This is a genomic window from Streptomyces lateritius, from assembly GCF_014649715.1.
GTDB classification, from domain to species: Bacteria; Actinomycetota; Actinomycetes; order Streptomycetales; family Streptomycetaceae; genus Streptomyces; species Streptomyces lateritius.
In genome coordinates this window covers 361,179-387,232 of record NZ_BMTO01000008.1, presented here as the reverse complement: position 1 = coordinate 387,232, position 26,054 = coordinate 361,179, and the positions used below count along the sequence as shown (strand labels likewise).

At 71.6% G+C, this 26,054-nt stretch carries 26 protein-coding genes; 10 read left to right on the top strand and 16 right to left on the bottom strand.

All coding sequences use genetic code 11. The annotated features are described in order from the left end of the window. Window positions 1-68 precede the first annotated feature (68 nt). Window positions 69-791, bottom strand: a complete 723-nt coding sequence (locus IE136_RS19145) for a SigE family RNA polymerase sigma factor (RefSeq protein WP_158989718.1) — start codon at window positions 789-791, stop codon at window positions 69-71. 160 nt (window positions 792-951) lie between these two features. Between IE136_RS19145 and afsQ1 the strand changes: the two genes are divergently transcribed. The 5 genes from afsQ1 (at window position 952) to IE136_RS19120 (ending at window position 4,709) form a co-directional block, all read left to right on the top strand. After that, window positions 952-1,629: a two-component system response regulator AfsQ1 gene (afsQ1, locus tag IE136_RS19140; RefSeq protein WP_189600923.1), complete on the top strand. Its 678-nt coding sequence runs from the start codon at window positions 952-954 to the stop codon at window positions 1,627-1,629. 8 nt (window positions 1,630-1,637) lie between these two features. Beyond that, complete coding sequence (locus IE136_RS19135; RefSeq protein ID WP_229818960.1) at window positions 1,638-3,158, top strand: ATP-binding protein; 1,521 nt, start codon at window positions 1,638-1,640, stop codon at window positions 3,156-3,158. A gap of 23 nt (window positions 3,159-3,181) precedes the next feature. After that, entirely contained in the window at window positions 3,182-3,775 is a 594-nt protein-coding gene (locus tag IE136_RS19130) for a hypothetical protein (RefSeq protein WP_158994623.1), read from the top strand. A 59-nt stretch (window positions 3,776-3,834) separates the two neighbouring features. Then, on the top strand, window positions 3,835-4,416 hold the full coding sequence (locus IE136_RS19125; protein WP_189600922.1) for a VanZ family protein: 582 nt from the start codon (window positions 3,835-3,837) through the stop codon (window positions 4,414-4,416). A gap of 92 nt (window positions 4,417-4,508) precedes the next feature. Continuing rightward, window positions 4,509-4,709, top strand: a complete 201-nt coding sequence (locus tag IE136_RS19120; RefSeq protein WP_158989711.1) for a PspC domain-containing protein — start codon at window positions 4,509-4,511, stop codon at window positions 4,707-4,709. A gap of 85 nt (window positions 4,710-4,794) precedes the next feature. Here the strand turns inward: IE136_RS19120 and IE136_RS19115 are convergent, their stop codons facing one another. Next, window positions 4,795-5,148 carry a hypothetical protein gene (locus tag IE136_RS19115; RefSeq protein ID WP_158989710.1) on the bottom strand — a complete coding sequence of 118 codons (354 nt, stop codon included), beginning with the start codon at window positions 5,146-5,148 and terminating at the stop codon, window positions 4,795-4,797. Between the two features lie 166 nt (window positions 5,149-5,314). After that, complete coding sequence (locus IE136_RS19110; RefSeq protein WP_189600921.1) at window positions 5,315-6,469, bottom strand: adenosine deaminase; 1,155 nt, start codon at window positions 6,467-6,469, stop codon at window positions 5,315-5,317. A 115-nt stretch (window positions 6,470-6,584) separates the two neighbouring features. Between IE136_RS19110 and IE136_RS19105 the strand changes: the two genes are divergently transcribed. Further along, window positions 6,585-7,361, top strand: a complete 777-nt coding sequence (locus IE136_RS19105; protein WP_158989708.1) for an alpha/beta hydrolase — start codon at window positions 6,585-6,587, stop codon at window positions 7,359-7,361. A gap of 100 nt (window positions 7,362-7,461) precedes the next feature. Here the strand turns inward: IE136_RS19105 and IE136_RS19100 are convergent, their stop codons facing one another. Then, a complete protein-coding gene (locus IE136_RS19100) occupies window positions 7,462-8,415 on the bottom strand; it encodes a LysR family transcriptional regulator (RefSeq protein ID WP_158989706.1) in 954 nt (317 codons plus the stop codon). A 62-nt stretch (window positions 8,416-8,477) separates the two neighbouring features. On the opposite strand from IE136_RS19100, the gene IE136_RS19095 reads away from it, so the two are divergent. The 3 genes from IE136_RS19095 to IE136_RS19085 all read left to right on the top strand — a co-directional run bounded on the left by IE136_RS19095 (window position 8,478) and on the right by IE136_RS19085 (window position 11,580). Then, window positions 8,478-9,752 carry an MFS transporter gene (locus IE136_RS19095; RefSeq protein WP_189600920.1) on the top strand — a complete coding sequence of 425 codons (1,275 nt, stop codon included), beginning with the start codon at window positions 8,478-8,480 and terminating at the stop codon, window positions 9,750-9,752. Window positions 9,753-9,879: 127 nt separating this feature from the next. Then, window positions 9,880-10,527: a L,D-transpeptidase family protein gene (locus IE136_RS19090; RefSeq protein WP_189600940.1), complete on the top strand. Its 648-nt coding sequence runs from the start codon at window positions 9,880-9,882 to the stop codon at window positions 10,525-10,527. Between the two features lie 81 nt (window positions 10,528-10,608). Then, window positions 10,609-11,580: a sigma-70 family RNA polymerase sigma factor gene (locus IE136_RS19085; RefSeq protein WP_158989700.1), complete on the top strand. Its 972-nt coding sequence runs from the start codon at window positions 10,609-10,611 to the stop codon at window positions 11,578-11,580. Between the two features lie 19 nt (window positions 11,581-11,599). On the opposite strand, the gene IE136_RS19080 is transcribed toward IE136_RS19085, so the two are convergent. Next, window positions 11,600-11,869 carry an STAS domain-containing protein gene (locus IE136_RS19080; RefSeq protein ID WP_158989698.1) on the bottom strand — a complete coding sequence of 90 codons (270 nt, stop codon included), beginning with the start codon at window positions 11,867-11,869 and terminating at the stop codon, window positions 11,600-11,602. 54 nt (window positions 11,870-11,923) lie between these two features. Between IE136_RS19080 and IE136_RS19075 the strand changes: the two genes are divergently transcribed. Further along, window positions 11,924-12,583 carry an HAD family hydrolase gene (locus tag IE136_RS19075; protein ID WP_189600919.1) on the top strand — a complete coding sequence of 220 codons (660 nt, stop codon included), beginning with the start codon at window positions 11,924-11,926 and terminating at the stop codon, window positions 12,581-12,583. 204 nt (window positions 12,584-12,787) lie between these two features. Here IE136_RS19075 and IE136_RS19070 read toward each other — a convergent pair whose 3' ends face one another. The 11 genes from IE136_RS19070 to IE136_RS19020 all read right to left on the bottom strand — a co-directional run bounded on the left by IE136_RS19070 (window position 12,788) and on the right by IE136_RS19020 (window position 25,979). After that, on the bottom strand, window positions 12,788-14,065 hold the full coding sequence (locus tag IE136_RS19070; protein WP_158989696.1) for a thymidine phosphorylase: 1,278 nt from the start codon (window positions 14,063-14,065) through the stop codon (window positions 12,788-12,790). 80 nt (window positions 14,066-14,145) lie between these two features. After that, the gene (locus IE136_RS19065; RefSeq protein ID WP_158989694.1) at window positions 14,146-14,550 is read right to left on the bottom strand and encodes a cytidine deaminase; all 405 of its coding nucleotides are present in this window, start codon (window positions 14,548-14,550) and stop codon (window positions 14,146-14,148) included. After that, the gene (locus tag IE136_RS19060) at window positions 14,547-15,839 is read right to left on the bottom strand and encodes an ABC transporter permease (protein ID WP_158989692.1); all 1,293 of its coding nucleotides are present in this window, start codon (window positions 15,837-15,839) and stop codon (window positions 14,547-14,549) included. Before IE136_RS19060 ends, IE136_RS19065 begins: the two co-directional genes overlap by 4 nt. Further along, complete coding sequence (locus tag IE136_RS19055) at window positions 15,836-16,948, bottom strand: ABC transporter permease (protein WP_158989690.1); 1,113 nt, start codon at window positions 16,946-16,948, stop codon at window positions 15,836-15,838. Before IE136_RS19055 ends, IE136_RS19060 begins: the two co-directional genes overlap by 4 nt. Next, complete coding sequence (locus IE136_RS19050) at window positions 16,945-18,552, bottom strand: ABC transporter ATP-binding protein (RefSeq protein WP_158994617.1); 1,608 nt, start codon at window positions 18,550-18,552, stop codon at window positions 16,945-16,947. The genes IE136_RS19055 and IE136_RS19050 overlap by 4 nt, the downstream gene beginning before the upstream one ends. 199 nt (window positions 18,553-18,751) lie before the next feature. Continuing rightward, on the bottom strand, window positions 18,752-19,792 hold the full coding sequence (locus IE136_RS19045; protein ID WP_158989688.1) for a BMP family lipoprotein: 1,041 nt from the start codon (window positions 19,790-19,792) through the stop codon (window positions 18,752-18,754). A gap of 194 nt (window positions 19,793-19,986) precedes the next feature. After that, the gene (locus IE136_RS19040; protein WP_158989686.1) at window positions 19,987-21,207 is read right to left on the bottom strand and encodes an amidohydrolase; all 1,221 of its coding nucleotides are present in this window, start codon (window positions 21,205-21,207) and stop codon (window positions 19,987-19,989) included. Between the two features lie 116 nt (window positions 21,208-21,323). Next, window positions 21,324-22,556: a hypothetical protein gene (locus IE136_RS19035; RefSeq protein WP_189600918.1), complete on the bottom strand. Its 1,233-nt coding sequence runs from the start codon at window positions 22,554-22,556 to the stop codon at window positions 21,324-21,326. Beyond that, complete coding sequence (locus tag IE136_RS19030) at window positions 22,553-23,446, bottom strand: N-acetylneuraminate synthase family protein (protein ID WP_158989684.1); 894 nt, start codon at window positions 23,444-23,446, stop codon at window positions 22,553-22,555. Before IE136_RS19030 ends, IE136_RS19035 begins: the two co-directional genes overlap by 4 nt. 14 nt (window positions 23,447-23,460) lie before the next feature. Next, complete coding sequence (locus tag IE136_RS19025) at window positions 23,461-24,684, bottom strand: acylneuraminate cytidylyltransferase (protein WP_158989682.1); 1,224 nt, start codon at window positions 24,682-24,684, stop codon at window positions 23,461-23,463. Further along, complete coding sequence (locus tag IE136_RS19020) at window positions 24,684-25,979, bottom strand: DUF6716 putative glycosyltransferase (RefSeq protein ID WP_158989680.1); 1,296 nt, start codon at window positions 25,977-25,979, stop codon at window positions 24,684-24,686. Before IE136_RS19020 ends, IE136_RS19025 begins: the two co-directional genes overlap by 1 nt. Window positions 25,980-26,054 lie beyond the last annotated feature (75 nt).

Sequence of the window (26,054 nt, the reverse complement as noted above, 5' to 3'; positions counted from 1 at the left end):
ACTTTTCCCCCGTACCCCCGTACGTCCCCCGTGTTCCCCCCGTTGCCCCCCGTTGCCCCCCGTTGCCTTCAGGCCACCAGCTCGCCGAAGGACTCCTCCTCGTCACGGCCGAAGCTGAGGACGTCGTCCTCGCGCAGCCGGCGCAGGGAGCGCCAGATGCTCGACTTCACCGTGCCGACACTGATGTCCAGGATCTCCGCGATCTCCGGATCCGTACGGCCCTCGTAGTACCGCAGCACCAGCATCGTGCGCTGGAGCTCGGGCAGCCGGGCCAGCGCCTGCCACAGCACGGCCCGCAGCTCGGTCCCGCGCATCGCGTCCGTGTCGCCCGCCGTCTCCGGCAGTTCCTCCGTCGGGTACTCGTTGAGCTTCCGCCGGCGCCACGCGCTGATGTGCAGGTTTGTCATGGTGCGGCGCAGGTAGCCACCCACCGCCGCCTTGTCGCTGATCCGGTCCCAAGCGCGGTACGTCGAGAACAGCGCGCTCTGGAGCAGGTCCTCGGCCTCGAAGCGGTCGCCGGTGAGGTGGTAGGCGGTGGCGTACAGGGAGGCGCGGCGCTCCTGGACGTAGGCGGTGAACTCCGCCTCGGACAGCGACTGCCGCTCCCCCGTGACCTCCCCGTACGCCGCTCCCCCGTCAGCCACGGCCACCATGTACGGCGCCTTGTGCTGACGCCCGACGCTGCGAACGCACCCCCGCCCGTTCACCGCGCCGGACTTCTCGGCGCTCCTTACGACGTCGTGGAGACGCGTGACTACTGCGCTTGAGGTGGTGCTGTGCAGTGCGTTCATCTCGCGCCCCCCGTCGGTTGGAGTCTGCTTCGGTCCGTGTGCCAAAAAGCTTGCCCCGCCCAGTTCATCGCGGTGTCCGCCGACTGTCACAGCCGTGTCACAGGGGCGGGTGGAGCCGCACAGTCGAACTCCGGTGGCCGCATGGGACAGAATGACGTCCGTGCCTTTCCTGTTGCTGATCGAGGACGACGACGCCATCCGCACGGCCCTCGAACTCTCCCTGTCTCGCCAGGGCCACCGAGTGGCCACCGCGGCGACGGGCGAGGACGGCCTGCAGCTGCTCCGCGAGCAGCGCCCCGACCTGGTCGTGCTGGACGTGATGCTGCCCGGGATCGACGGCTTCGAGGTGTGCCGGCGCATCCGGCGCACCGACCAGCTGCCGATCATCCTGCTGACCGCGCGCAGCGACGACATCGACGTGGTCGTCGGCCTGGAGTCGGGGGCGGACGACTACGTGGTCAAGCCGGTCCAGGGCCGGGTCCTCGACGCCCGGATCCGGGCCGTGCTGCGGCGCGGTGAGCGGGAGTCCACCGATTCGGCGACCTTCGGCTCGCTCGTCATCGACCGTTCGGCGATGACCGTGACGAAGAACGGTGAGGATCTGCAGCTCACGCCGACCGAGCTGCGGCTGCTCCTGGAGCTGAGCCGGCGCCCCGGACAGGCGCTGTCCCGTCAGCAGTTGCTGCGCCTGGTGTGGGAGCACGACTACCTGGGTGACTCGCGCCTGGTCGACGCCTGTGTCCAGCGGCTGCGCGCCAAGGTGGAGGACGTCCCGTCCTCGCCGACCCTGATCCGTACCGTGCGCGGAGTCGGCTACCGGCTGGACGTCCCTGCGTGAGTAAAGGGATGTTCGCCGGGCTGCGCTTCACCAGCCTGCGGCTGCGGCTGGTGGTCGTCTTCGCCCTGGTGGCGCTCACCGCCGCCGTCTCCGCCTCCGGGATCGCGTACTGGCTGAACCGCGAGGCGGTCCTCACCCGGACGCAGGACGGGGCGCTCAACGACTTCCGGCAGGAGATGCAGAACCGGGCGGCGACGCTGCCGCTGCGGCCCACCGAGGAGGAGCTGCGGCGCACCGCGGAGCAGATGGCCGGCGGCAGCGCCGGTTACAGCGTGCTGCTGCTCGGGGAACGGGACGCGGGCAAGCCCATCGCCGGGGCCTCGAACCCCGACACCTTCACGCTGGCGGACGTGCCGCGCGCGCTGCGGGAGCAGGTGGAGACCGAGCGGCCGGTGACGGACACCAACGCCTATCCGTACCACCTGTTCTGGCAGCGCACGCAGCGCGGGGGGACGCCGTACCTGGTAGGTGGGACGAAGATCGACGGCGGCGGTCCGACCGGCTACATGTTCAAGTCGCTGGAGGCGGAGCGGGCGGATCTGAACTCGCTCGCCTGGTCCCTGGGCATCGCGACGGCGCTCGCGCTCGTCGGCTCGGCGCTGCTCGCGCAGGCCGCCGCCACGACCGTGCTGCGGCCGGTGCACCGGCTCGGGGAGGCGGCCAGGCAGCTGGGCGAGGGGAAGCTGGACACCCGGCTCCGGGTCTCCGGTACGGACGAACTGGCCGAGCTGTCCCGGACGTTCAACAGCGCCGCCGAGTCCTTGCAGAAGAAGGTCGCGGACATGAGCGCGCGCGAGGAGTCGAGCCGGCGCTTCGTCGCGGACATGTCCCACGAGCTGCGTACCCCGCTGACGGCGCTGACGGCCGTGACGGAGGTCCTGGAGGACGAGCAGGACTCCCTCGATCCGATGATCGCGCCGGCCGTGGCGCTGGTGGTGAGCGAGACGCGGCGCCTGAACGACCTGGTGGAGAACCTGATGGAGGTGACCCGCTTCGACGCCGGCACCGCCCGGCTCGTCCTGGACGACGTCGACGTCGCCGACCAGGTCACCGCCTGCATCGACGCTCGGGCGTGGCTGGACGCGGTGGAGCTGGACGCCGAGCGCGGGATCATGGCGCGGCTCGACCCGCGCCGGCTGGACGTGATCCTGGCGAACCTGATCGGCAACGCGCTCAAGCACGGCGGTTCGCCGGTGCGGGTGGCGATCCGTACGGAGGACGGGGAGCTTGTCATCGAGGTGCGGGACCACGGTCCGGGCATCCCGGAGGAGGTCCTGCCGCACGTCTTCGACCGGTTCTACAAGGCGAGCGCGTCCCGGCCCCGGTCGGACGGCAGTGGTCTCGGTCTGTCGATCGCCATGGAGAACGCGCTGATCCACGGCGGTTCGATCACGGCCGCGAACTCGCCGGACGGCGACGGCGCGGTGTTCGTCCTGCGGCTGCCGCAGGACGCCGACGCGGATGCGGACGCCGACACCGACGTCGATGCGACGGCGGCCGGTGAACGGGGCGAGGTGGAGGAGAGTTGAGCCGACTTCGCCGTACGGCAGTGATGGCGGCGGCCCTTGCGATGGCCGCGCTCGCCACAGGGTGCGGGATCCGGACGACGTCGGTGCCCGTGGACGCGGGCCCGGCCCCTTCACGGGTGCCGTGCGACGTCCCGGGCGAGGAGGCCGCCGCGCAGACGACGGGGATCGCGGTCCGGGTGTTCCTGGTGTGCGGCTCGCAGCTGGACGCGGTGGACCGCCGGTCGCCGCTGCAGGAGGAGAAGGCGGACGGGGACCCGGTGCGGACCGCGGCCGCGCTGCTCGCGCAGTTGCAGAGCGAGCCGTCGCAGAGCGAACGGCAGGCCGGCTTCTCCACGGCTGTCAAGGGCCCGCTGACCGTGACCGGCGGGCGCCAGGGCGATCCGGCGGACACCCTGCGGCTGAGCAGGCAGCCGGAGGACCTCACGGCGACCGCGCTGTCGCAGATCGTCTGTACCTTCGCGGGGAGCCCGGCCGGTGTGGGCGAGGACACGGTGGTGCTGGGCGGTCCCGGCGACTACGCGCCGCGCCGCTACCGGTGCACCGCCGAGGTGAGGCAGCGGCCCGACTCGGCGGTCCCCACGGCGCCGACGCCTCCGCCGAGGCCCTCGGTCTCCTGAACCGCGCTGTCGTGAAAGGCGGCGGAACCGATTCCGGTGCGGTGCGCGTCTTGGGGGGCGTGCAGCGTCAAGGTTCGGGCGGCAGTGCCGCCGTGGTCGTACGCGTGGCGGGGTTCGCCCTCCTCCTCGCGCATCTGCTGCTCGTCGCCTGGGTGACACTCCGCCCACTCGACGTGGCCTGGGTGATGGCACCGAACCTGACACCACTGGCCGGGATCAAGGCGGATCTGGCGCTCGGCCCGGCCGAGGCGGCCCGCCGGATCGGCGAGGGGCTGCTGCTCCTGGCACCGCTCGGCGTCCTGCTGCCGATGGCGGACGGGCGGCTGTACGTGGCGCCGTGGGCGTCCCTGGCCCGTACCGTCGCGGCCGGGGCGCTGATCTCCCTCGCCGTCGAACTGCTGCAGACCGCCGTGCCGGGGCAGGTCGTGGACGTGGACTCGCTCCTCCTGAACACCGCCGGGGTGGCGCTGGCCCATGTGCTCGTGGTGCCGGCCGGGCGGGCGCGGCTGCGCGGCGGGAGGGACGCGCAAAGGCGGCGGTCCTCCTCGCGGACCAGGCCGGGCCGGGGCTCCGCCCTGCTTCAGGACGAGCAGCCTCAGGGGACTACCCCGACGATTCCCAGGGTCGGGATCGCCCCGTAGACCGACGCTTTGTCCCCCGGTCCGGGGCGACCATGGAGTCATCGGGAGCCCGACGAGCGGCTCCCGGGGACAACGCTTCGAAGGAGCCCACCATGGCCGCACTTGTCCGCCCCCGTGACGGCCGCATGATCGGCGGAGTGTGCGCAGCGCTGGCACGGCGCTTCGGCACCTCGGCGACGACCATGCGGGTCATGTTCCTCGTCTCGTGCCTGCTGCCCGGTCCGCAGTTCCTGCTGTACCTGGCGCTGTGGATGCTGCTGCCGGCCGAGAAGCCGGCGACCACGGCCTGGTAGCGGACCCGGACCAGGACGTTCGTACGCCGATGGGGCGCGCACCCGGAGTGGGTGCGCGCCCCATCGGCGCGCGGCGGCGGAGTGCTCAGCCGAGGATCGGCAGGCCGCCGAGGAGGCCGCCGGCCGGGGTGTTGGCCAGGCCGCCCGTGACGCCGCCGAGCGGGAGGCTCTCGGTGGCCTCGCCGGCCACGTTCGGCAGGCCCTTGAAGCCGTTGCCGAGTCCTTGACCGAGCGCTCCCTCGCCGCCGGCGAGGGACGAGGACGCGCCGTCGGGGAGCTCGGTGAGGCCGTCGCCCAGCGGCACGGTCTGGGTGACCAGGCCGAGCGCGTCCGGGGCGGCGGGCACGCTCGGGGCGGCGGAGGCCGTGCCGGCGGCGGCAGCGGCGAAAGCGGCACCGAGAGCGGCGACACCGAGCTTCTTGGCGGCAGAGTGCTTCATCAGAAAATCATCCTTGGGGATTTTGGAGCTTCGGGACAGCAAGGAAATGCTGGGGAAAACGCAGAGCGGCTTTGCAAACTAGCCATCACCTGGCGCTCCCGCAAACACCGAAAAGCGGCCGGGGGCATGTCCCCCGGCCGCCGCCGGCCCTCCCCGAAACGTCCCGTCAGCCCGCAGTGCGGGAAGACTCGCTGGTCGTGGCGGTCTGCTGGAACAGCCATTCGGACTTCAGCTCGGCATATCCGGGCTTGATGACGTCGTTGATCATGGCGAGGCGTTCATCGAAAGGAATGAACGCTGATTTCATCGCATTGACCGTGAACCACGCCATGTCGTCGAGCGTGTAATCGAATGCCTCGGTCAGCAGCTCGAATTCCCGGCTCATGCTGGTGCCGCTCATGAGCCGGTTGTCGGTGTTGACCGTGGTCCGGAAGTGGAGCCTGCGGAGCAGACCGATGGGGTGCTCGGCGATGGAGGACGCCGCACCCGTCTGGAGGTTGGAGGTCGGACACATCTCCAGCGGGATGCGCTTGTCCCGCACGTACGCGGCGAGCCGCCCCAGCTTCACCGAGCCGTCCTGCGCGACCTCGATGTCGTCGATGATGCGGACGCCGTGCCCGAGCCGGTCGGCGCCGCACCACTGCAGCGCCTGCCAGATGGACGGCAGCCCGAAGGCCTCGCCGGCGTGGATGGTGAAGTGGTTGTTCTCCCGCTTGAGGTACTCGAAGGCGTCGAGATGGCGGGTGGGGGGGTAGCCGGCCTCGGCGCCCGCGATGTCGAAGCCGACCACGCCCGAGTCGCGGTAGCGGTTGGCGAGTTCGGCGATCTCCAGGGCGCGGGCGGCGTGCCGCATCGCCGTCAGGAGCGCGCCCACGCGGATGCGCCGGCCCTTCTCCCTGGCCTGGCGCTCGCCCTCGCGGAAGCCTTCGTTGACGGCCTCGACGACCTCTTCGAGGGTGAGCCCGGCCTCCAGGTGCTGCTCGGGGGCGTAGCGCACCTCGGCGTAGACGACACCGTCCTCGGCGAGGTCGACGGCACATTCGGCGGCGACGCGCACGAGCGCCTCGCGCGTCTGCATGACGGCGCAGGTGTGCGCGAAGGTCTCCAGATAGCGCTCCAGCGAACCGGAGTCGGCGGCTTCGCGGAACCAGAGGCCGAGCTTGTGGGGCTCGGTCTCGGGGAGGTCGCCGTAGCCCTGGGCGCGGGCGAGGTCGATGATCGTGCCGGGGCGCAGTCCGCCGTCGAGGTGGTCGTGCAGGAGCACCTTCGGGGCGCGGCGGATCTGGTCCGTGGTGGGGACGTTCAGGATCTGGCTCGTCATTTTCGCACTGTAGCGCCTACGCGCGTAGAGCGCTCCCTCTCCACTCGCCTGTCGATACGTAACAGTGACCGCGCGTACGGATGGCGTACACCTCGGCTTCTGAGACTGTTCTGCCATGGCGCACTCCGCACTCGTAGGGACTGCCGGCAGCCGCACGCCCCGGCTCGGACGGCCCGTCGGCGCATCGCACCCGGTCACAGCGGTGGGCGGGGTGGTTCTGCTCCTCCCCGACGGGGAGGTGACGTCCGCACGGGGCGCCTCGGCCCTGGCCCACGCCGCGATCCTGCCGCTGGGGCGGCGCCTCGCCGCGGCGGGGCGCGGCGACGGCCTGGTCGCGCACGTCGTGCGCTACCGGGGACGCGGCTGGAACGGCGCGGACGCGGGGCTCGCCTCGGACGCGGCCTGGGCGGTGGCGGAGACGGTACGGCGCTACGGCGACGTCCCCGTCTGTCTGGCCGGGTACGGCATGGGCGCGCGGGCCGCGCTGCGGGCGGCCGGCCACGCGGCCGTCGACACGGTGCTCGCGCTGGCACCCTGGCTGCCGGAGAACGACGTGGCGGCGGAACCGGAACCCGTACGGCAGCTCGCCGGGCGCCGGGTGCTGATCGCCCACGGCACGAACGACGCGCGGGTCGACCCGGAGTTGTCGTACCGGCTGGCGGACCGGGCGAAGAAGGCGAACCGCGACACCTGTCGCTTCGAGGTCCACGCGGACGGCCACGCGCTGCGCCAGTACCGCGCCGAAGTCCACGCCCTGGCCGTCGACTTCGTCCTGGGCTCGCTCTTCGCCCGCCCATACGCCCGGCCGGTCGCCGACGCGCTGGCGGCCCCGCCGCCGCTGGGACTGCGGATGCCGCTGGCGGCGGGCTTCGGCCGCTCGTCGCGGTCCTGACCCACGGCCGGCGCTACGGCACACAGCCGGCCCTGACGGCACACAGCCGGCCCTGACGGCTCACGGCCGGTCCTCACGGCACACGGCCGGTCCTGACGGCTCACTCCGGCAGCAGGGTTCCCCGCTTGCTCAGGAGGAACTTCTTGAAGGCCGCCACGGGGGCCGTGTCGGGGTGGCCGTCCAGCCAGGCGACGCCGATCTCGCGGACGGCGCGCGGCGCGGTCACGTTGAGCTCGACGACACCGGGGCGCGGGACGGCCGGCGGGGGCAGCAGGGCGACGCCGAGGCCGGCCGCGACCAGGCCGCGCAAGGTCTCCGCCTCCTCGCCCTCGAAGGCGACGCGGGGCTTGAAACCGGCCTCGGCGCACAGGTCGTCGGTGATGCGGCGCAGCCCGTAGCCGGGTTCCAGGGTCACGAAGGTCTCGTCGGCGGCCTCCGCGAGCCTGACCCGCTTGCGGGAGGCGAGCCGGTGGTCGTCCGGGACGACGAGCCGCAGCCGCTGTTCGTCGATGCGCCGGGCCACCAGGTCGGGGGCGTCGGGGACCGGGGAGGTCAGGCACAGGTCCAGGTCACCCGCCCGCAGGCGCTCGATCATCGCCTCGCCGTAGTTCTGGACCAGCGTGAACCGCACGCGGGGATGGTCGACCCGGAAGGCCCGGATGAGACCGGGCACCGTCTCCGAGCCCATGGTGTGCAGGAAGCCGAAGGCGACCCGTCCCGCCGTCGGGTCCGCGTCGGCCCGTACCGAGTCCGCCGCCCGCTCCACCTCCGCGAGCGCTCGCTCGGCGGAGGCGAGGAAGGTCCGGCCGGCCGGGGTGAGCGACACCGTCCGCCCCCGGCGGGCGAACAGGGCGACGCCCAGATCCTGTTCGAGCCGGACCATCGCCCGTGAGAGCGTCGACTGCGGTACGCCCATCTCGGCCGCCGCCCGGGTCACGTGCTCGTGCCGGGCCACCGCGGCGAAGTACGCCAGCCGTGGCGCGAGCAGCAGTCCCATGTCTTCTTCGTTACTGTTCGGTGACAGCCGACCTTGTGACCTGTACTCATGCACCATGGGAACGATTACAGCAGTTCCGTGCATTGGACGCATGAAAAGGATCGGCCTACGTTCGAAACATGCCTTCCGCCAGTACCAAGGCGGCCGCCACCAGCACGGCCGCCGACACCCGCCTTGCCCCCGGCGCCCCCGGCCACCGCCGTATGAGCTTCGCCCTCTTCGCCGCCGGACTCGCCGCCTTCGCGCTCCTCTACTCCACCCAGGCCCTCCTCCCCGCGATCTCCGCGGAGTTCGGCGCCACCGCGTCCGCCGCCTCCTGGACGGTCTCCGCCGCGACCGGCGCCCTCGCCCTCCTCGTCCTGCCGCTGAGCGCCCTCTCCGAGCGCTTCGGGCGGCGCACGATGATGACCGCCTCGCTCGTGGTCGCGGTCGCCGTCGGACTCCTCGTCCCCTTCGCCCCGGACCTGGAGTGGCTGATCGCCCTCCGGGCGGTCCAGGGCGCGGCGCTGGCGGGCGTGCCGGCCTCGGCGATGGCCTATCTCGCCGAGGAGGTGCGGCCGAAGGCGCTGATCGCCGCGATCGGCCTGTTCGTCGCGGGCAACTCGATCGGCGGCATGAGCGGCCGGATCGTCACCGGCTGGGCGGCCCAGGCGTGGGGCTGGCGCGCGGGGCTGCTCGCGGTCGGCCTGATGGCCGCGGCCGGCGCGGTGGTCTTCCGGCTGCTGATCCCGAAGGCCCGCCACTTCACCCCCGGCTCCCTCAACCCCAAGGCCCTCGCCGGGGCCGTCAGCACCCATCTCGCCGACCCGCTGCTGATGCGCCTCTACGCGATCGGCGCGCTGTTCATGACGGTGTTCGGCGCGGTCTACACCGTCATCGGCTACCGCCTGGCCGAGGCGCCCTTCTCGCTCCCGCAGGGCGTGATCGGCTCCGTCTTCCTGGTCTACCTCGTCGGTACGGTCTCCTCGGCCGCGGCCGGCCGGCTGGTCGGCCGGCTGGGCCGGCGCGGGGCGCTGTACCTCGCCGTCGGTACGACCGCGGCCGGTCTGCTGCTCTCGCTCGCCGACGCGCTCGCCGCCGTCCTGCTCGGTCTGGTCCTGATCACGGCCGGCTTCTTCGCGGGTCACGCGGTCGCCTCCTCCTCGGTGAGCCGTACGGCGAAGACCGGGCGGGCACAGGCCTCGGCGCTGTACCAGTCCGCGTACTACCTGGGCAGCAGCGCGGGCGGCACGCTCGGCGCGGTCGCCTTCCACGCGGGCGGCTGGGCGGGCACCGTCCTGCTCGGCCTGGCCGCGGTCCTCGGCGTCGTGTCGATCACGCTGTACGGCACGCACAGCGCACGCGTGGCGGCGCGCGCCGAGGCGGGCCGGCTCCGGGTCCGCGCGGCCCACTGAATCCCGTACCCGATCCGTTACAACCGGTACGCCCTCCCGGTCGTCTGAAGTCATAGGACTCGACGGGGAGTTGATGATCATGACAGTGATACGGAAGCGGGCGGGGATCGTCCTCGGCATCACCTCGATGGTGGTGCCGTTGACGGTCGCCCTCGGCGCGGCACCGGCGCAGGCGGCATCCTGCAACGTGACGACGGGCCCGTACCAGAAGCAGGTGGAGAAGTTCCTGGGGCGGCCGGTGGACGGGCGGCAGTCGCTCGCCGACTGCCAGGCCATCCAGGCATTCCAGCGCAAGCACGGCATCACCCCGACCCAGGGGTACGCGGGGCCGCTGACCTGGCGGACGATGAACACGATGCTGGCGCAGAAGGCGGCGGGCACCAACCCCAACCGGGCGGGCACGTGCCCGACCAACAAGGGCCGGATCGCCTGCGTCGACCTGACCCGGCAGCTGAGCTGGATCCAGGACGGCGCCCGGCTGAAGTACGGCCCGGTGCCGGTGCGCACGGGCAAGGACGGGACCGAGACCCGTACCGGCGCGAAGAAGATCTACTGGCGCAGCATCAACCACTGGTCGACGATCTACCACGTGTCGATGCCGTACTCGCAGTTCTTCGACGGCGGCCAGGCCTTCCACTCGACCACCAAGTCGATGTGGAACCCGCCGGGGTCGGGCGGCTGCGTCAACATGCGCCCGGCCGACGCGAAGGCGTACTGGAATCTGCTCCGCAACGGCGACGACGTGTTCGTCTACGGGCGCAAGCCGGGAACCTGACCGCCGCTGTCAGTGGGCTGCGGTAACTTCCCCTCATCGGTATCGCGTCGGTGCCGATGAGGGGCGAGTGGGGTGGACCCGATGAGTGACGTCGCGACGACGACGACCGAGGAACTCGGCAAGTACCGTACCGAACTGACCGGTTACTGCTACCGCATGCTCGGTTCGGCCTTCGATGCGGAGGACGCCGTGCAGGACACGATGGTCCGCGCCTGGCGGGCCATCGACTCCTTCGAGGGCCGCTCGTCGCTGCGCTCCTGGCTCTACCGCATCGCCACGAACGTCTGCCTCGACTCGCTCAACGCCGGCAACCGGCGGGCCCGGCCGATGGACCTGACGGCCGCGACGCCGGTCGCTCAGGCGCAGTTGAACGCCCGGCCGGAGATCACCTGGCTGGAGCCGGTGCCGGACGGGCGGGTGCTGCCCTCGGTGGCCGACCCGGCGGACACGGCGGTCGCCCGCGAGACCGTGCGGCTGGCGTTCGTGGCCGCGCTGCAGCATCTGCCGCCCAAGCAGCGGGCGGTACTGATCCTGCGCGAGGTGCTGGCCTGGAAGGCGAGCGAGGTCGCCGAGCTGCTCGGGACGACGGTCGCCTCGGTCAACAGCGCGCTCCAGCGGGCGCGCGCGACCCTCGCCGAGAACGAACCGGCGGCCTCGGATCCGGCGAACCCGCTCGACGAGGAGCAGAAGGAGCTCCTGGAGCGCTATGTCGCGGCCTTCGAGGGGTACGACATGAAGGCGCTGACCGCGCTCCTGCATGAGGACGCGACGATGTCCATGCCGCCGTACGACCTGTGGCTGCGGGGACACGACGACATCGTGGGCTGGATGCTCGGGGTCGGCGAGGTGTGCGCGGGCTCGAAGCTGGTGCCGACGGTGGCCAACGGCTCGCCGGCGTTCGCGCAGTACCACCCGGACCCGGAGGGCGGATACAGCCCGTGGGCGCTGATCGTCCTGGACATCCGCGAGGGCATGGTGGCCGGCATGGACTTCTTCCTGGACACCAAGCGGTGGTTCCCGCTGTTCGACATGCCGGAACGGCTGGAGGCGTAGGCGCGGGCCTGGGGCGTCGTCATGCGAGGCCGGCCAGGCCGACGAGTTCGAGGAGGAGCCGCAGCTCGGCCCGGGCGCCCCGGAAGGTGAGGCGGTGGCCGAGCCGCCCGGCGACGAGCCGCAGCCTGGCGAGGGCGTCGACGGCGGCGAGATCGGCGTGCGCGAGCGCGCCGATCTCGCAGACGACATCGGTGGGCGGCGCTTCCCGGAGCACGGCGCACAGCCGGGCGACCTCGTCCGGTGTGGCCCGGGCGCCCAGGGTCAGAACGAGCGGTTGACTGGTGTCCACACCAAGGAGACCCGCGCCACGGCCGGAACTCATCGGAACCTCTAGGCTGCGCGCATGATTCACGATCCTGTCGAACTGGTGATCTTCGACTGTGACGGCGTTCTGGTGGACAGTGAGCGGATCTACTGCCGGGTCGACCGGGAGGTCTTCGCGGCGCTCGGGGCGGAGTTCACCGAGGCGGAGATCGTCGAGCACTTCGTCGGTTCGTCGAACGAGGTGCTCACGGCGATCCTGGAGGAGCGGCTCGGACGGGCTCTGGAGGCCGACTGGCATCTGCCGTACCGGCCCCTGTACGAGCGGGCGCTGGACGCGGAGCTGACGATGGTCGAAGGCGTCACGGACGCGCTCGACGCGCTGAAGGTGCCGTTCTGCCTGGCGTCGAACGGCAGCCATGCCACGATCCGCCGCAATCTGACGCGTACGGGCCTGCTGGAGCGCTTCGAGGGGCGGATGTTCAGCGCCCGTGACGTGGCCAGGGGCAAGCCGGCGCCGGACCTGTTCCTGCACGCGGCCGAGAGCATGGGGGTGGCACCGGAGCGGTGCGCGGTGGTGGAGGACAGCCCGTACGGCGTGGCGGCGGCCCGGGCGGCCGGGATACGGGCGTTCGGCTACTGCGGGGGGCTGACCCGCGCGGACCGGCTGATGGGTCCGCGGACGCTGGTCTTCGACGACATGCGGGAACTGCCGCGGCTGCTCAGCGAGCCGCTGGGGTGAGCACGAGGGAGCCGGCTGCGTACTGCTGACCGGTTCTAGTCGACGGGGAAGGCGCTGGTGTCGACGGTGAGGTCGAAGGGGGGCGGGGTTGGCGGGGCCGGGTGCCACATGACGATGCCCAGCATGCCGAACGGGACCGGTGGAGGTCCACCGGTCCCGTTCACCCGAATGAGCCACGGGCACATGCCATAGACGATCGAATGATCAGGCGATGCGGTCCAGGACGATCGGGGTCGGGGTGAACTCGGTGCCGGGGGCCGCGATGTCCCAGGCTCCGTCCAGGGACTTCAGGGCGTAGTCGAACTTCTCCGGGGTGTCCGTGTGCAGGGTCAGCAGCGGCTGGCCCGCCGTGACCGTGTCGCCCGGCTTGGCGTGGAGTTCGACGCCCGCGCCGGCCTGCACCGGGTCCTCCTTGCGGGCGCGGCCGGCGCCGAGACGCCAGGCGGCGATGCCGATGTCGTACGCGTCGAGGCGGGTGAGGACGCCCGAGGCCGGGGCCGTGACGACCTGGTGCTCGCGGGCGACCGGGAGGGTCGCGTCCGGGTCGCCGCCCTGGGCCGCGATCATGCGGCGCCAGACGTCCATCGCCGAGCCGTCCGCGAGCGCCTTCGCCGGGTCCGCGTCCTTGACGCCGGCCGCTTCGAGCATCTCGCGGGCCAGCGCGATCGTCAGCTCGACGACGTCCGCCGGGCCGCCGCCGGCCAGGACCTCGACCGACTCGCGGACCTCGAGGGCGTTGCCGGCCGTCAGGCCGAGCGGGGTCGACATGTCGGTGAGAAGGGCGACCGTCTTCACACCGCTGTCCGTGCCGAGGCCGACCATCGTGGAGGCGAGCTCCCGCGCGTCCTCGATCGTCTTCATGAAGGCGCCGGTGCCGACCTTGACGTCCAGGACGAGGGAGCCCGTGCCCTCGGCGATCTTCTTCGACATGATCGAGCTGGCGATCAGCGGGATGGCCTCGACCGTGCCGGTGACGTCCCGCAGGGCGTAGAGCTTCTTGTCCGCGGGCGCCAGCCCGTCACCCGCCGCGCAGATCACCGCGCCGGTCGTGTCCAGGACGTGCAGCATCTCCTCGTTGGAGAGCAGGGCCCGCCAGCCGGGGATGGACTCCAGCTTGTCCAGCGTGCCGCCGGTGTGGCCGAGGCCGCGGCCCGACAGCTGCGGCACGGCCGCGCCGCAGGCGGCGACCAGCGGCGCCAGCGGGAGGGTGATCTTGTCGCCCACGCCGCCGGTGGAGTGCTTGTCGGCGGTGGGACGGGAGAGCGAGGAGAAGTCCATCCGCTCGCCGCTCGCGATCATCGCCGCGGTCCAGCGGGCGATCTCGGCGCGGTTCATGCCGTTGAGCAGGATCGCCATGGCCAGCGCGGACATCTGCTCGTCGGCCACCTCGCCGCGGGTGTAGGCGTCGATGACCCAGTCGATCTGCTCGGGACTCAGCTCGCCCTTGTCCCGCTTGGTGCGGATGACGGAGATGACGTCCATGTGGTGCCTCTTTCTACGCGCATAGAGGGGGAAAGGGAGAGCGGCCCTTCCCATCGTGCCGGAAGGGCCGCTCCGAGGTACTACTTCGCGAGGTGGTCCGGGCCGAACGCCTGCGGAAGCATCTCCGCGAGCGTCAGCAGCCCGGCCGGGGTCTCCAGGACGAGTTCGGGGCCCCCGAACTCGTACAGCAGCTGCCGGCAGCGCCCGCACGGCACCAGGGGCTCGCCCCGGCCGTCCACGCAGATGAAGTGGGTCAGCCGGCCGCCGCCGGTCGCCTGCAACTGGGAGACGAGCCCGCACTCGGCGCACAGGCCGAGGCCGTACGAGGCGTTCTCCACGTTGCAGCCGGCGACCACGCGCCCGTCGTCGACGAGCGCCGCAGCGCCGACCGGGAAGCCGGAGTACGGGGCGTACGCGCGGGACATGGCGTCCCGGGCGGCCGTCCGCAGCGCCTCCCAGTCGGGGCTGCCGGCAGTGGTCGTCACTTGCCTTCGCCCTTGCGGTACCGCATGCCGTCCGCCTTCGGCATCCGCAGGCGCTGCGCGGAGAGCGAGAGCACCAGCAGGGTGACCACGTACGGGGTGGCGCTGACGAACTCGACCGGGACCGTGTCCGTGCCGAGGTACCAGATCAGCACGCCGACGGCGATGACGGCGCTGATCGCGGCCGTGATCCAGCGCTTCTGGTACACCTTCCACGCGGCGATGACGACGAGGATCGCGAAGAGCAGCAGGAGCAGCGCGTGGACGGTCTCACCGCCGCTGCGCAGCTGGAGCGCGTCGGCGAAGCCGAAGAGTCCCGCGCCCATGGCCAGACCGCCCGGCCGCCAGTTGCCGAAGATCATCGCGGCGAGGCCGATGTAGCCGCGGCCACCGGTCTGGCCCTCGTTGTAGATGTGGGAGGTGACCAGCGCCAGGAACGCGCCGCCGAGACCGGCGAGACCGCCGGAGACGACCACCGCGATGTACTTGTACTTGTAGACGTTGACGCCCAGGGACTCGGCGGCGATCGGGTTCTCGCCGCAGGAGCGCAGGCGCAGACCGAACGAAGTCTTCCACAGCACGAAGTACGTGCCGATCACCAGCAGCACGGCGAGGATCGTCACCAGCGAGAGGTTGGTGACGAGGCCGCCGAGGATGCCGGCGAGGTCCGAGACCAGGAACCAGTGGTGCTTCTCGATGTCGGCCAGCCAGTCGGACACCCCCGGAACGGTGATCGCGGTGATGTCCTCGGCCGGCGGGGACTGCTTGGGGCTGCCGCCCTTGGCCGCGGCCTCGCCGGTGTTGAACCACAGCTTGGCGAAGTAGGTGGTGACACCGAGCGCCAGGATGTTGATCGCGATACCGGAGATGATGTGGTCGACACCGAAGGTGACGGTGGCGACCGCGTGCAGCAGACCGCCGAGCATGCCGCCCACGATGCCGGCGAGGACGCCGAGCCAGGGGTCGGTCTGCCAGCCGGCCCAGGCACCGAAGAACGTGCCGAGGATCATCATGCCTTCGAGGCCGATGTTGACCACGCCCGCGCGTTCGGCCCACAGACCGCCGAGACCGGCGAGGCCGATCGGCACGGCGAGGGAGAGCGCGGCGCTGATCTGGCCCGCCGAGGTGAGGTCCTGCGCGCCGGTGATGGCGCGGACGGCGGAGAGGGCGATGAGCCCGCCCGCCACGATCAGCAGGATCACCGGAAGGGAGAGGCGGCGGGTGCGGCCGCCCTTGCCGCCGGCCACCTTGGGGGCCGCGGGCGGCGGGGTGGAAGTCGCCGTGGCGCTCACGCCGACACCTCCGTCTTGTCGTTGGTACGGGCCTGGGCCGCGAGCTTCTCGCCGACCCGGCGCTGCTGACGCTTGAGGCCGAAGCGACGCACGACCTCGTAGGCGATGACGACGCAGAGGACGATGACGCCCTGCATGACGCCGACGATCTCGCGGTCGTATCCCTCGAACTCCAGCTGCTGGGCGCCGCGCTCCAGGAAGGCCCAGAGGATGGCGGAGAGCGCGATGCCGACCGGGTGGTTACGGCCGAGCAGCGCGATGGCGATACCGGTGAAGCCGATGCCCAGCGGGAAGCCGCTGCCGTACGCGTACGACTCGTTGAGCAGCGTCGGCATGCCGATCAGACCGGCCATGGCGCCGGAGAGCAGCATCGAGGTGACGACCATCTTCTTCACGTTGACACCGCTGGCCGCGGCGGCCGTGTCGGACCGGCCGACCGTGCGCAGGTCGAAGCCGAAGCGGGTGCGGGCGAGCGTGAACCAGTACGCGACGCCCGCGATGGCCGCGATCACGACGAACCCGATGATCGGGGTCGGCGTGGTCGGGAACTCGAAGAAGTGCGAGGACTCCGGCAGCGGGGTCGTGGCGACCTCCGTGCCGGCGGCGTCCAGGTGGCCGAGGCGGCCGGGCTGGAGGAGGTAGCCGATGATCGCGGTCGCGATGAAGTTCAGCATGATCGTGGAGACGACCTCGCTGACACCCCGGGTGGTCTTGAGGACACCCGCGATGCCCGCCCACATCGCGCCGACGATCATCGCGGTGATGATGATCAGCGGGATCTGGACGATGCCCGGCAGGGTCAGCGCTCCGCCGACGGCGGCGGCGAAGAAGGCGGCGAGACGGTACTGGCCGTCGACACCGATGTTGAACAGGTTCATGCGGAAGCCGATGGCCACCGCGAGACCCGCCAGGTAGTAGGTCGTCGCCTTGTTGATGATGTAGACCTGGCTGTCCGACTTGACGCCGTAGTCGAACATGATGCCGAAGGCGCTGAACGGTTCCTTGCCGGTGGCGGCCAGGACCAGGGCGGTGATCAGGAAGGCGGCGACGACCGCGAGGAGCGGTGCCGCGATGCCCAGGAGCAGCCGCTCCTTGTCGATCTTCTTCATCGGGCCTCGTCCTCCGGGCCGTCGGTGGCCTCGGGGCGGCTGTCGCCCTCGGGGCTCTCGTGCTCAAGGTGTCCTGTGGCGGCACCGGTCATGGCCGAACCCAGCTCCTCCGGGGTGATGGTGGCCGGGTCGGCGTCGGCGACCAGGCGGCCGCGGTACATCACCCGCAGGGTGTCGGACAGGCCGATCAGCTCGTCCAGGTCGGCGGAGATCAGCAGGACCGCCAGGCCTTCGCGGCGGGCGTCGCGGATCTGGTCCCAGATCTGGGCCTGCGCGCCGACGTCCACGCCCCGGGTGGGGTGCGCGGCGATGAGCAGCTTGGGGGCGTGGCTCATCTCGCGGCCGACGATCAGCTTCTGCTGGTTGCCGCCGGAGAGGGAGGCCGCGGTGACGTCGATGCCGGGGGTACGGACGTCGTACTCACGGACGATCCGCTCGGTGTCCCGGCGGGCGGCCTTCAGGTCGAGGATGGCGCCCTTGGAGTTGGGCTTCTCGGTGACGTGGCCGAGGATGCGGTTCTCCCAGAGGGGGGCCTCCAGGAGCAGGCCGTGCCGGTGGCGGTCCTCGGGGATGCAGCCGATGCCGTCCTCGCGCCGCTTGCGGGTCGGCGCGGTGGAGATGTCGGTGCCGTCCAGCGTGAGCACACCGCGGTCGGGGTGGCGCATGCCCATGATCGTGTCGACGAGCTCGGACTGGCCGTTGCCCTCGACACCGGCGATGCCCAGGACCTCGCCCTTGTGGATCGTGAAGCTGACGCCGTCCAGGACCGCGCGGACCACGCCGTCGGGGTCGACGGCGCTGAGCGACAGGTCCTCGACCGTCAGCATGGGCACGTCCGTCACCGTCGACTCGCGGGTCTCCGGGGAGGGCAGCTCGCTGCCGACCATCAGCTCGGCGAGCTGCTTGGTCGTGGTGTGGGCCGGGTCGGCCGTGCCGACCGTGGTGCCGCGGCGGATGACGGTGATGTCGTCCGCGACGGACAGGACCTCGCCGAGCTTGTGCGAGATGAAGATGACGGTGAGGCCCTCGGCCTTGAGCTCGCGCAGGTTGTCGAAGAGCGCGTCGACCTCCTGCGGGACGAGCACGGCGGTCGGCTCGTCGAGGATCAGGGTGCGGGCGCCGCGGTAGAGGACCTTGAGGATCTCCACGCGCTGACGGTCGGCCACACCGAGGTCCTCGACGAGGACGTCGGTGCGGATGCCGAGCCCGTACGCCTCGGAGATCTCCTTGATCTTGGCGCGGGCCTTGTCGCCGATGCCGTAGAGCTTCTCGGAGCCGAGGACGACGTTCTCGAGGACCGTGAGGTTGTCCGCGAGCATGAAGTGCTGGTGCACCATGCCCACGCCGCGGGCGATGGCGTCACCGGGGTTGTTGAACGTCACCTGCTCGCCGTCGACCGCGATGGTGCCCTCGTCCGGCTTCTGCATGCCGTAGAGGATCTTCATGAGGGTCGACTTGCCCGCGCCGTTCTCGCCCACGAGGGCGTGCACGGTGCCGCGGCGCACGGTGATGTCGATGTCGTGGTTGGCCACGACTCCGGGGAAGCGCTTGGTGATGCCGCGGAGTTCTACGGCGTTCGGACTGCTGGGGCTGGAGGCTTTGATGACGCACTCTCCTAGGCAGGGAGCGTGAGGAGGACGAGGCGGGGACGCAGGCGGTGTCGGTGGCGAAAAATACCCTGTACGCGGGGCGCTACGCGCGTAGCTTCAGGGAAATCGTTCAACTGCCTACGGGCATACGCGTGAAGGGGGCCCGGGAGTGTCGGCCGAAGCCGCTCTCCGGGGCCCCCGTCCCACGTGTGGGTCAGAGGGTCGTGGCGACCTTGATCTGGCCGTCGACGATCTTCTTCTTGGCCTCGTCGATCTTGGCCTGGATGTCCTTGAGGTGGTCACCCGTGGTGGTCAGGGAGACGCCGTTCTCGGCCAGCGAGTAGGCGTGCGTGCCGGACAGCGGCTTGCCGTCCTTGACGGACTTGATGAGCTCGAAGACACCGGTGTCGACGTTCTTGACGACCGAGGTGAGGATCGAGCCGGCGTACTTCGACAGGGCCGGGTCCTTGGCCTGGTCCGAGTCGACGCCGATCGCCCAGGTGCCCGGCTTGGCCGCGACGGCCTCGATCGCGCCGGCGCCGGAACCGCCCGCGGCGGCGAAGATGACGTCGGTGCCCTTGTCGAGCATGCCCTTCGCGGCGGCCCGGCCCTTGTCCGGGGCGCCGAACCCGGAGAGGTCCGTACCGGTGGACAGGTACTGGATCTGCACCTTGGCGTCCGGCTTGGTGTCCTTGACGCCCTGCTGGAAGCCGGCGGCGAACTTCTTGATCAGCGGAAGGTCGACACCACCGATGAAGCCGATGTTGCCGTCCTTCGACTTCAGCGCGGCGGCGACGCCGGCGAGGTAGGAGCCCTGCTCCTCGGTGAAGACGATCGAGTCGACGTTCTTCTTGTCGGAGACCGAGTCGATGAGGCCGAAGGTGGTCTTCGGGTACTTGGCCGCGACCTTGTCGATCGCGTCCTTGTAGGCGAAGCCGACGCCGATGACCGGGTTGAAGCCGCCCTCGGCCAGGGAGGCGAGGCGCTGCTCACGGTCGGCCGGGGTCTCACCGGTCCTCGCGGTGAGCTCCTTGGTCTCGACGCCCAGGTCGGCCTTGGCCTTGTCCAGGCCCCGGGCCGCGGAGTCGTTGAAGGAGTTGTCGCCACGGCCGCCGACGTCGTAGGCCATGCCGACCTTGATGGTGCCGTCGCCGGAGCCGGTGTCCTCGGTGGAGGACTCTCCGCAGGCGGTGGCGGTGAGAGCGAGGGCCGCAGTGACAGCACACGCGGCGGTGATCTTGGATACCCGGCGCACGAGGAGGTCCCTTCAAGACTGACCGAAAGCGCCTCTTGCGGCGCTGGCTTTTCGGCGATCGTAACGCGCGTAGATGTCAGTTAAAGACCCGTTCACGAGTCGTTACCGGATCGACGCCCGCGCGTCTTACCTGACCATGCTGCAAGCCTGTTGGCGGAGGCGCACCTCCGGAGCGGTCCGTTCCGAAAGCCCTGTCAGGGCGTGGGCGCGGCGTCGATCAGGGCCGCCGCGGTGAACAGCTCTACGCCGACCTGGATGGCGTGCTCGTCCACGTCGAAGTCGCCGGCGTGCAGGTCCCGGCGGGTCGTGTCGCCGGGGGCGCGGACGCCGAGGCGGGCCATGGCGCCGGGGACGTGCTCCAGGTACCAGGAGAAGTCCTCGCCGCCGAGGCTCTGCTCGGTGTCCTCGATCGCGTACGGACCGCGGCGGGCGGTCATCGCCTCGGTGAGGAGGTCGGCGACGGCCGGGTCGTTGACGACGGGCGGGACGCCCCGGACGTAGGTGATCGTCGACTTGGCGCGGTGCAGGGTCGCGATCTCGTCGACCGCCGCGTGCACCAGGTCCGGCGCGTCGCGCCAGGTCTCCAGGTCGAGGCAGCGGACGGTCCCGGAGAGCGCGGCGTGCTGCGGGATGACGTTGCAGGCGTGACCGGACTCGATACGGCCCCAGGTGACCGAGAGTCCGGAGCGGGCGTCCACGCGGCGGGCGAGGACGGCCGGGACGTCGACGGCGATACGGGCGGCGGCGGTGACCAGGTCGGTGGTCAGGTGCGGGCGGGCGGTGTGGCCGCCGGGCCCGTCGAGGGTGATTTCCAGCCGGTCGCAGGCGGAGGTGATGGCACCGTGCCGCATCCCGATCCGGCCCGCGTCCACCTTGGGGTCGCAGTGCACGGCGATGATCCGGCCGACCCCGTCGAGGGCACCGGCCTCGACGGCGTCGGCGGCGCCGCCGGGCAGCACCTCCTCGGCGGGCTGGAAGATCAGCCGCACGGCGTTCGGGAGGAGCCCCTGCCGGTCGAGGTCGGCGAGGACGAGACCGGCGCCGAGGACGGTGGTGGTGTGGACGTCGTGGCCGCAGGCGTGGGCGCGGTGGGGCACGGTGGAGCGGTACGCGACGGTCTTGACGTCCGGGATGGGCAGCGCGTCGAGGTCGGCGCGGATCGCCAGCATGGGCCGCTTCCGGTCCCAGGTGCCCACGTCACAGACGAGGCCGGTGCCCGCGGGAAGCACTCTGGGCGCGAGTCCGGCCGCCTCCAGGCGGTCCTTGACGGCCGCTGTGGTGCGGAACTCCTGGTTGCCCAGCTCGGGGTGCATGTGCAAGTCGCGGCGGAAGGCGATCAGTTCGGCACGCAGCGACGCGGACAGCGTTCCGGGCAGAGCGACGGAGCCTGGCTCACGGGACTTCAACTGGTTCACCTTTTGAAGGGTAGGCCCCCAGACGCGTCAACTGCCCGTTGATCACGAAAACTTCAGCCCGATAGGGGAAAGGAAACCGGTTCACGAGGCATGATGCCCCCTCTCTGTGGGTAAGCTCACCCGAATTCGAACCGTTCCACCGCCGGTGTGGCGTGGACGGTGAGCCGGTCGACCTCGTGCGCGGCCGTGCCCGTGACGCCCGCCAGGAATCCCTGCGCCCGTGCGGAGACGTTCTCCCGCAGCCACTCCGGCCGCACGGCGCAGACGGCGACCTTCACCCCGGTGCCCGCCAGGGCGAGCGGCAGGGTGTGCACGACGGTGGAGGGAAAGCTGACGACCGTGCGGCCGATCGGGCCCCGCCGGGCGATCAGCTCCAGCGGCAGATCGGGCCGCACGATCTCCAGGCCGGTCTCCACCGCGATCCGGTGCAGCTTCTCGGTGCTCTCGCGGCGGTGCGCGAAGTAGCGGGTGGCGCCGTGGCCACGGGCGAGGCCGGCGACGGCCTCCGCGTACCGGTCGGGGTCGACCACGCCCGTCTCGACCAGTGAGGTCCCGACCAGGTCCGCGCCCCGGGTGAGGCGGGGCGGGCCGAAGCGGGCGCGGGTCCAGGCGAAGGTGTGCGGGATGACGGTGGTGCCCGGGGGCGCCTCGACGGGGAGCGAGGTGAAGATCTCGACCGTGCGGCGGTGAGTGGGGGCGAGCCGGCGGCGGGCGGCGGCGGAGACCGGGGCGAGCACGAGCTCGCGCGGGCCCCGGCTGCCGCGCCGGTGCCAGCGCACCAGTCGTTCGCCGCGCGCCAGTTGTGCGGCGTACTCCATGGTGGCGGTGCCGTCGTCGACGACCGTGAGGTGCCGGGGGCCGAAGAGGGTGAGCAGCAGCTGGACGTACCGGGAGAACGGGTCCCCGACGATCACCCGCTCCGCCACCCGCAGCAGCGGGGCGAGGTCCCGCAGCGTACGGGCGAGTGAACCGCGGCCGTCCCGGGCCTCCTGCCAGCGGACGGTGACGCCCTCGTCACGGGCCAGCTGGGCCATCCGGCGCAGCTGGCCGCGTGACATGGGGTCGGTCGGCGACAGGACGACGAGCGTGAGGTCGTCGAGCGCGAGACCGGCGCCGGCGCGGGTGCCGACGTTGATGCCGGGGCTGGTGCCGGGGCTGGTGCCGGGGCTGGTGCCGGGGCTGGTGCCGGGGCTGGTGCCGGGGCTGGTGCCGGGGCTGGTGCCGGGGCTGGTGCCGGGGCTGGTGCCGGGGGCCTCGCGGCCCCCGGCGGCGGGGGTGCGGGCGTGGGCCCACTCCAGGACGTTCAGGAGCTGGACCGGGCTCTCGACGAACGCCAGCTGCCCGGTCATGCGGCGACGAGCCCCTGGACCCGGCGGAGCTTCTTCATCGGGCCGAGCTCCGACTCGTAGACCTTCTTGACGCCGTCGCCGAGCGCGGTCTCGATCGTGCGGATGTCGCGGACCAGGCGCTGCAGGCCCTGCGGCTCGACGGAGGCGGCCTGGTCGGAGCCCCACATGGCGCGGTCGAGGGTGATGTGGCGCTCGACGAACGCGGCGCCCAGGGCGACGGCGGCGAGGGTGGTCTGGAGACCGGTCTCGTGGCCGGAGTAGCCGATCGGGACGTTCGGGTACTCCTCCTTGAGGGTGTTGATCACCCGGAGGTTGAGCTCCTCGGCCTTGGCCGGGTAGGTCGAGGTCGCGTGGCAGAGCAGGATGTTGTCGCTGCCGAGGACCTCGACGGCGTGCCGGATCTGCTTCGGGGTGGACATGCCGGTGGAGAGGATCACCGTACGGCCGGTGGCGCGCAGCGCGCGGAGCAGCTCGTCGTCCGTCAGGGAGGCGGAGGCGACCTTGTGGGCGGGGACGTCGAACTTCTCCAGGAAGGCGACGGCCTCGGTGTCCCACGGGGAGGCGAACCAGTCGATGCCGCGCTTCTCGCAGTGCTCGTCGATGGCGCGGTACTCGTCCTCGCCGAACTCGACGCGGTGGCGGTAGTCGATGTACGTCATCCGGCCCCAGGGCGTGTCGCGCTCGACGTCCCACTGGTCGCGCGGGGTGCAGATCTCGGGCGTGCGCTTCTGGAACTTCACGGCGTCGCAGCCGGCGTCGGCGGCGACGTCGATCAGCGCGAGGGCGTTCTCGAGGTCACCGTTGTGGTTGATGCCGATCTCGCCGGTGATGTAGACGGGGTGGCCGGGGCCAGCGGTCTTGGTGCCGAAGGTGCGAAGGCGGGTGCTCATGGCTGGTGCAGTCCTTAGGAGTTGGGGGTGTGGAGCTCGGGCCCGAGGAGCCAGCCCGCGATCTCGCGGACGGCTCCCGCGCCACCGGGGGTGTGGGTGACCGCGCGGGCGGCGGCCCGTACGGAGTCGTGGGCGCTCGCCACCGCGACGGGCCAGCCGACGAGGTGGAAGCACGGGAGGTCGTTGACGTCGTTGCCGGCGTAGAGCACGCGCTGCGGGTCGACGCCCTCTTCCTCGCACCACTGCTTGAGGGCGAGGTCCTTGCGGTCGATGCCGTGCAGGACGGGGATTTTGAGCTTGCGGGCGCGGGCGGCGACGACGGGGTTCTGCTCGGTGGAGAGGATGAGGACGGGGAGCCCGGCACGGCGCAGGGCGGCGATGCCGAGGCCGTCGCCACGGTGGACGGAGACGAACTCCGTGCCGGCGGCGTCGATGTGGACCCGGTCGTCGGTCTGGGTGCCGTCGAAGTCGAGGACCACGGCGTCGACGTCGGCGCGTACCGGCGTGGTGGCCGCGTCGAGCAGCGGCGCGAGCGCGCGGGCGCGAGCGAGGTCGTGCGGGTCGTCGATCTCCAGGACCCGGGCGGGGTCGGTGACGACGAGGCCGGTGGTGCCGAAGAAGCGGTGGCCGTGGGTCCTAAAGCCGTCGGCGGCCATGGCGTAGACGGCGCCGGTCTCCAGGTACTCGGGGTGCCGGTCCTGGCGGCGGGGGCGGTGGGCCTTGTCGTGGTTGACGCCGTGGGCTCCGGACGCGTCGGCCGTCTCCCGCCACAGGAAGCCGTGGCTCGGGGCCACCGTGAGCGCGGTGTCCGCCTCACCGGAGGTGATCTTCTCGACGGCGCCGTTCACCTCGGCGGGGGCGAGGAAGGGGCTGGTGCACTGAACGAGCAGGATCACGTCGACGCGGCGGCCGTGGGTGGCCTCGAAGGCGTCCATCGCGTGCAGGACCGCCGATTCGCTGGTGGCCGTGTCGCCGGCGATAGCGGCCGGGCGGTGGATCGCCTCCGCTCCGGCCGCGCGGGCCGCCGCCGCGATCTCCGCGTCGTCGGTGGAGACGACGACGTCGGTGACCAGGCGGGCGCCGAGACAGGCGCGGACGGCGCGGGAGACGAGCGGGCTGCCCGCCACCGGGGCGAGGTTCTTCGCGGGGACGCCCTTGGAGCCGCCCCGGGCGGGGATCACGGCGAGCACGGTGGCGGTCGTCGTGGCGGCGGTCGTGGTCGGCGTGGTGGCGGTCATCAGAGTTCTCCCAGGCGGCGGATGACGGGGGCGACGCGTTGCACGCCGTGGCGGTACGCGCCCCGCGCCGCCTCCCGGACCACCCGCCGCAGCCCGCTGTCGCGGGGCTCGGGGGCGGTCACGTCGAGGCGGTGGCGGGCGAGGATCCCGGGCAGGTACCCGGGGGCCGTCACCGCGGTGTAGTAGGGGTCGAGCGGGGGCAGCGCGGGGCCGGCGAGCAGCTCCTGGACCCGCGCCCGGGCCGCGTCGAAGGCCGTCCCGTACGAACCCCCGGCGGCGACGCCCTGCCGCGCGAGCCACTCCTCGTCCGGCTCCGGGCGCACGTCCGTGTCGAGCCGGTCGAAAGAGGTGAGCAGCCCCGAGCCGATGAAGTGGTGGTTGCCCAGGACCTCGCGTACGCCGAGGTCGCTGAGGATCGCCGTCGGCACGCGCCGGTGCAGGGCTTCGAGGGCGGCGGTCGAGGAGACCGTGACCAGCAGGTCGGTGCGGTCGAGGACCTCGCCCATGTGCCCGTAGACCAGACGGAAGTTGGGCGGCGGTTCGAGGTCCCGCACGAGCCGCTGGTACGGGAGTTCCTCCAGGTGCGTCGTGTGCTCGCCGGGCTTGGAGCGGAGCTTCAGCAGCACCTCGCGGCGCGGATGCAACCGGGCGTGGTCGACGAGCCTGCGCAGCAGGTACGTCCGCTCGGCGCGGGTCGAAGGCACCGAGGGCTGGGCGGCGAACACGAGGGTGTCCCGGCCCGCCTCGGGAGCGTAGGGCGTGCCACCGAGGAACGGCAGCGCGGCCTCCACCACCGAGGAGGCGTCGGCGCCCACCCCTTCGTAGACCGCGCGGAAACGCGCGGCGTCGTGACGGGAGTTGGCGAGGACGACATCAGCGCCGTGGCGCAGCAGCAGTCCGTCGGCCAGCTTCTCGTAGACGACTCCGACATAGCCGGTGACGAGCACCGGGCGCCGCTCCAGGGCCAGTTCGGCGACGCCATGCAGGACGGCGCGTACCGTGCCGCCGACGAGGGCCAGGACGACGACGTCGAATCCTTCCCCGCGTGCCGCCGCGTCGCGCACCTCGCGCAGGAACTCGGCGCCCGTCACCTCACGCGGAGGCGTCGTGGAGACTCCGGTCTCGGCGAGCTGGCGTGCGGTGGGCGTGGCCCGGCCGCGCAGGAGGAAACCGGTGGGTTCGGCGGCCCGGGCGCCGTCGGTGATTCTGCGCGCGGTGAGCGCGCCCCATTTCCACCGGGTGTCGGAATCGGCGAGTACGGCGACGCGTACCGCCTGCTTTGTACTTGCTGGCACGCCGAGGACGCTAGAGAGCCATTCCGTTTCCCGGCCCAACTGGGCCACAACAAACGGTGAACAGCGCCACTACGC

Bases quoted from the DNA above. Each gene is read 5' to 3' on its own strand.
- IE136_RS19145 (WP_158989718.1), bottom strand. From the start codon at position 791: ATGAACGCACTGCACAGCACCACCTCAAGCGCAGTAGTCACGCGTCTC.
- IE136_RS19135 (WP_229818960.1), top strand. From the start codon at position 1,638: ATGTTCGCCGGGCTGCGCTTCACCAGCCTGCGGCTGCGGCTGGTGGTC.
- IE136_RS19130 (WP_158994623.1), top strand. From the start codon at position 3,182: ATGGCGGCGGCCCTTGCGATGGCCGCGCTCGCCACAGGGTGCGGGATC.
- IE136_RS19120 (WP_158989711.1), top strand. From the start codon at position 4,509: ATGGCCGCACTTGTCCGCCCCCGTGACGGCCGCATGATCGGCGGAGTG.
- IE136_RS19115 (WP_158989710.1), bottom strand. From the start codon at position 5,148: ATGAAGCACTCTGCCGCCAAGAAGCTCGGTGTCGCCGCTCTCGGTGCC.
- IE136_RS19110 (WP_189600921.1), bottom strand. From the start codon at position 6,469: ATGACGAGCCAGATCCTGAACGTCCCCACCACGGACCAGATCCGCCGC.
- IE136_RS19105 (WP_158989708.1), top strand. From the start codon at position 6,585: ATGGCGCACTCCGCACTCGTAGGGACTGCCGGCAGCCGCACGCCCCGG.
- IE136_RS19100 (WP_158989706.1), bottom strand. From the start codon at position 8,415: ATGGTGCATGAGTACAGGTCACAAGGTCGGCTGTCACCGAACAGTAAC.
- IE136_RS19095 (WP_189600920.1), top strand. From the start codon at position 8,478: ATGCCTTCCGCCAGTACCAAGGCGGCCGCCACCAGCACGGCCGCCGAC.
- IE136_RS19090 (WP_189600940.1), top strand. From the start codon at position 9,880: ATGGTGGTGCCGTTGACGGTCGCCCTCGGCGCGGCACCGGCGCAGGCG.
- IE136_RS19085 (WP_158989700.1), top strand. From the start codon at position 10,609: ATGAGTGACGTCGCGACGACGACGACCGAGGAACTCGGCAAGTACCGT.
- IE136_RS19075 (WP_189600919.1), top strand. From the start codon at position 11,924: ATGATTCACGATCCTGTCGAACTGGTGATCTTCGACTGTGACGGCGTT.
- IE136_RS19070 (WP_158989696.1), bottom strand. From the start codon at position 14,065: ATGGACGTCATCTCCGTCATCCGCACCAAGCGGGACAAGGGCGAGCTG.
- IE136_RS19055 (WP_158989690.1), bottom strand. From the start codon at position 16,948: ATGAAGAAGATCGACAAGGAGCGGCTGCTCCTGGGCATCGCGGCACCG.
- IE136_RS19035 (WP_189600918.1), bottom strand. From the start codon at position 22,556: ATGACCGGGCAGCTGGCGTTCGTCGAGAGCCCGGTCCAGCTCCTGAAC.
- IE136_RS19030 (WP_158989684.1), bottom strand. From the start codon at position 23,446: ATGAGCACCCGCCTTCGCACCTTCGGCACCAAGACCGCTGGCCCCGGC.
- IE136_RS19025 (WP_158989682.1), bottom strand. From the start codon at position 24,684: ATGACCGCCACCACGCCGACCACGACCGCCGCCACGACGACCGCCACC.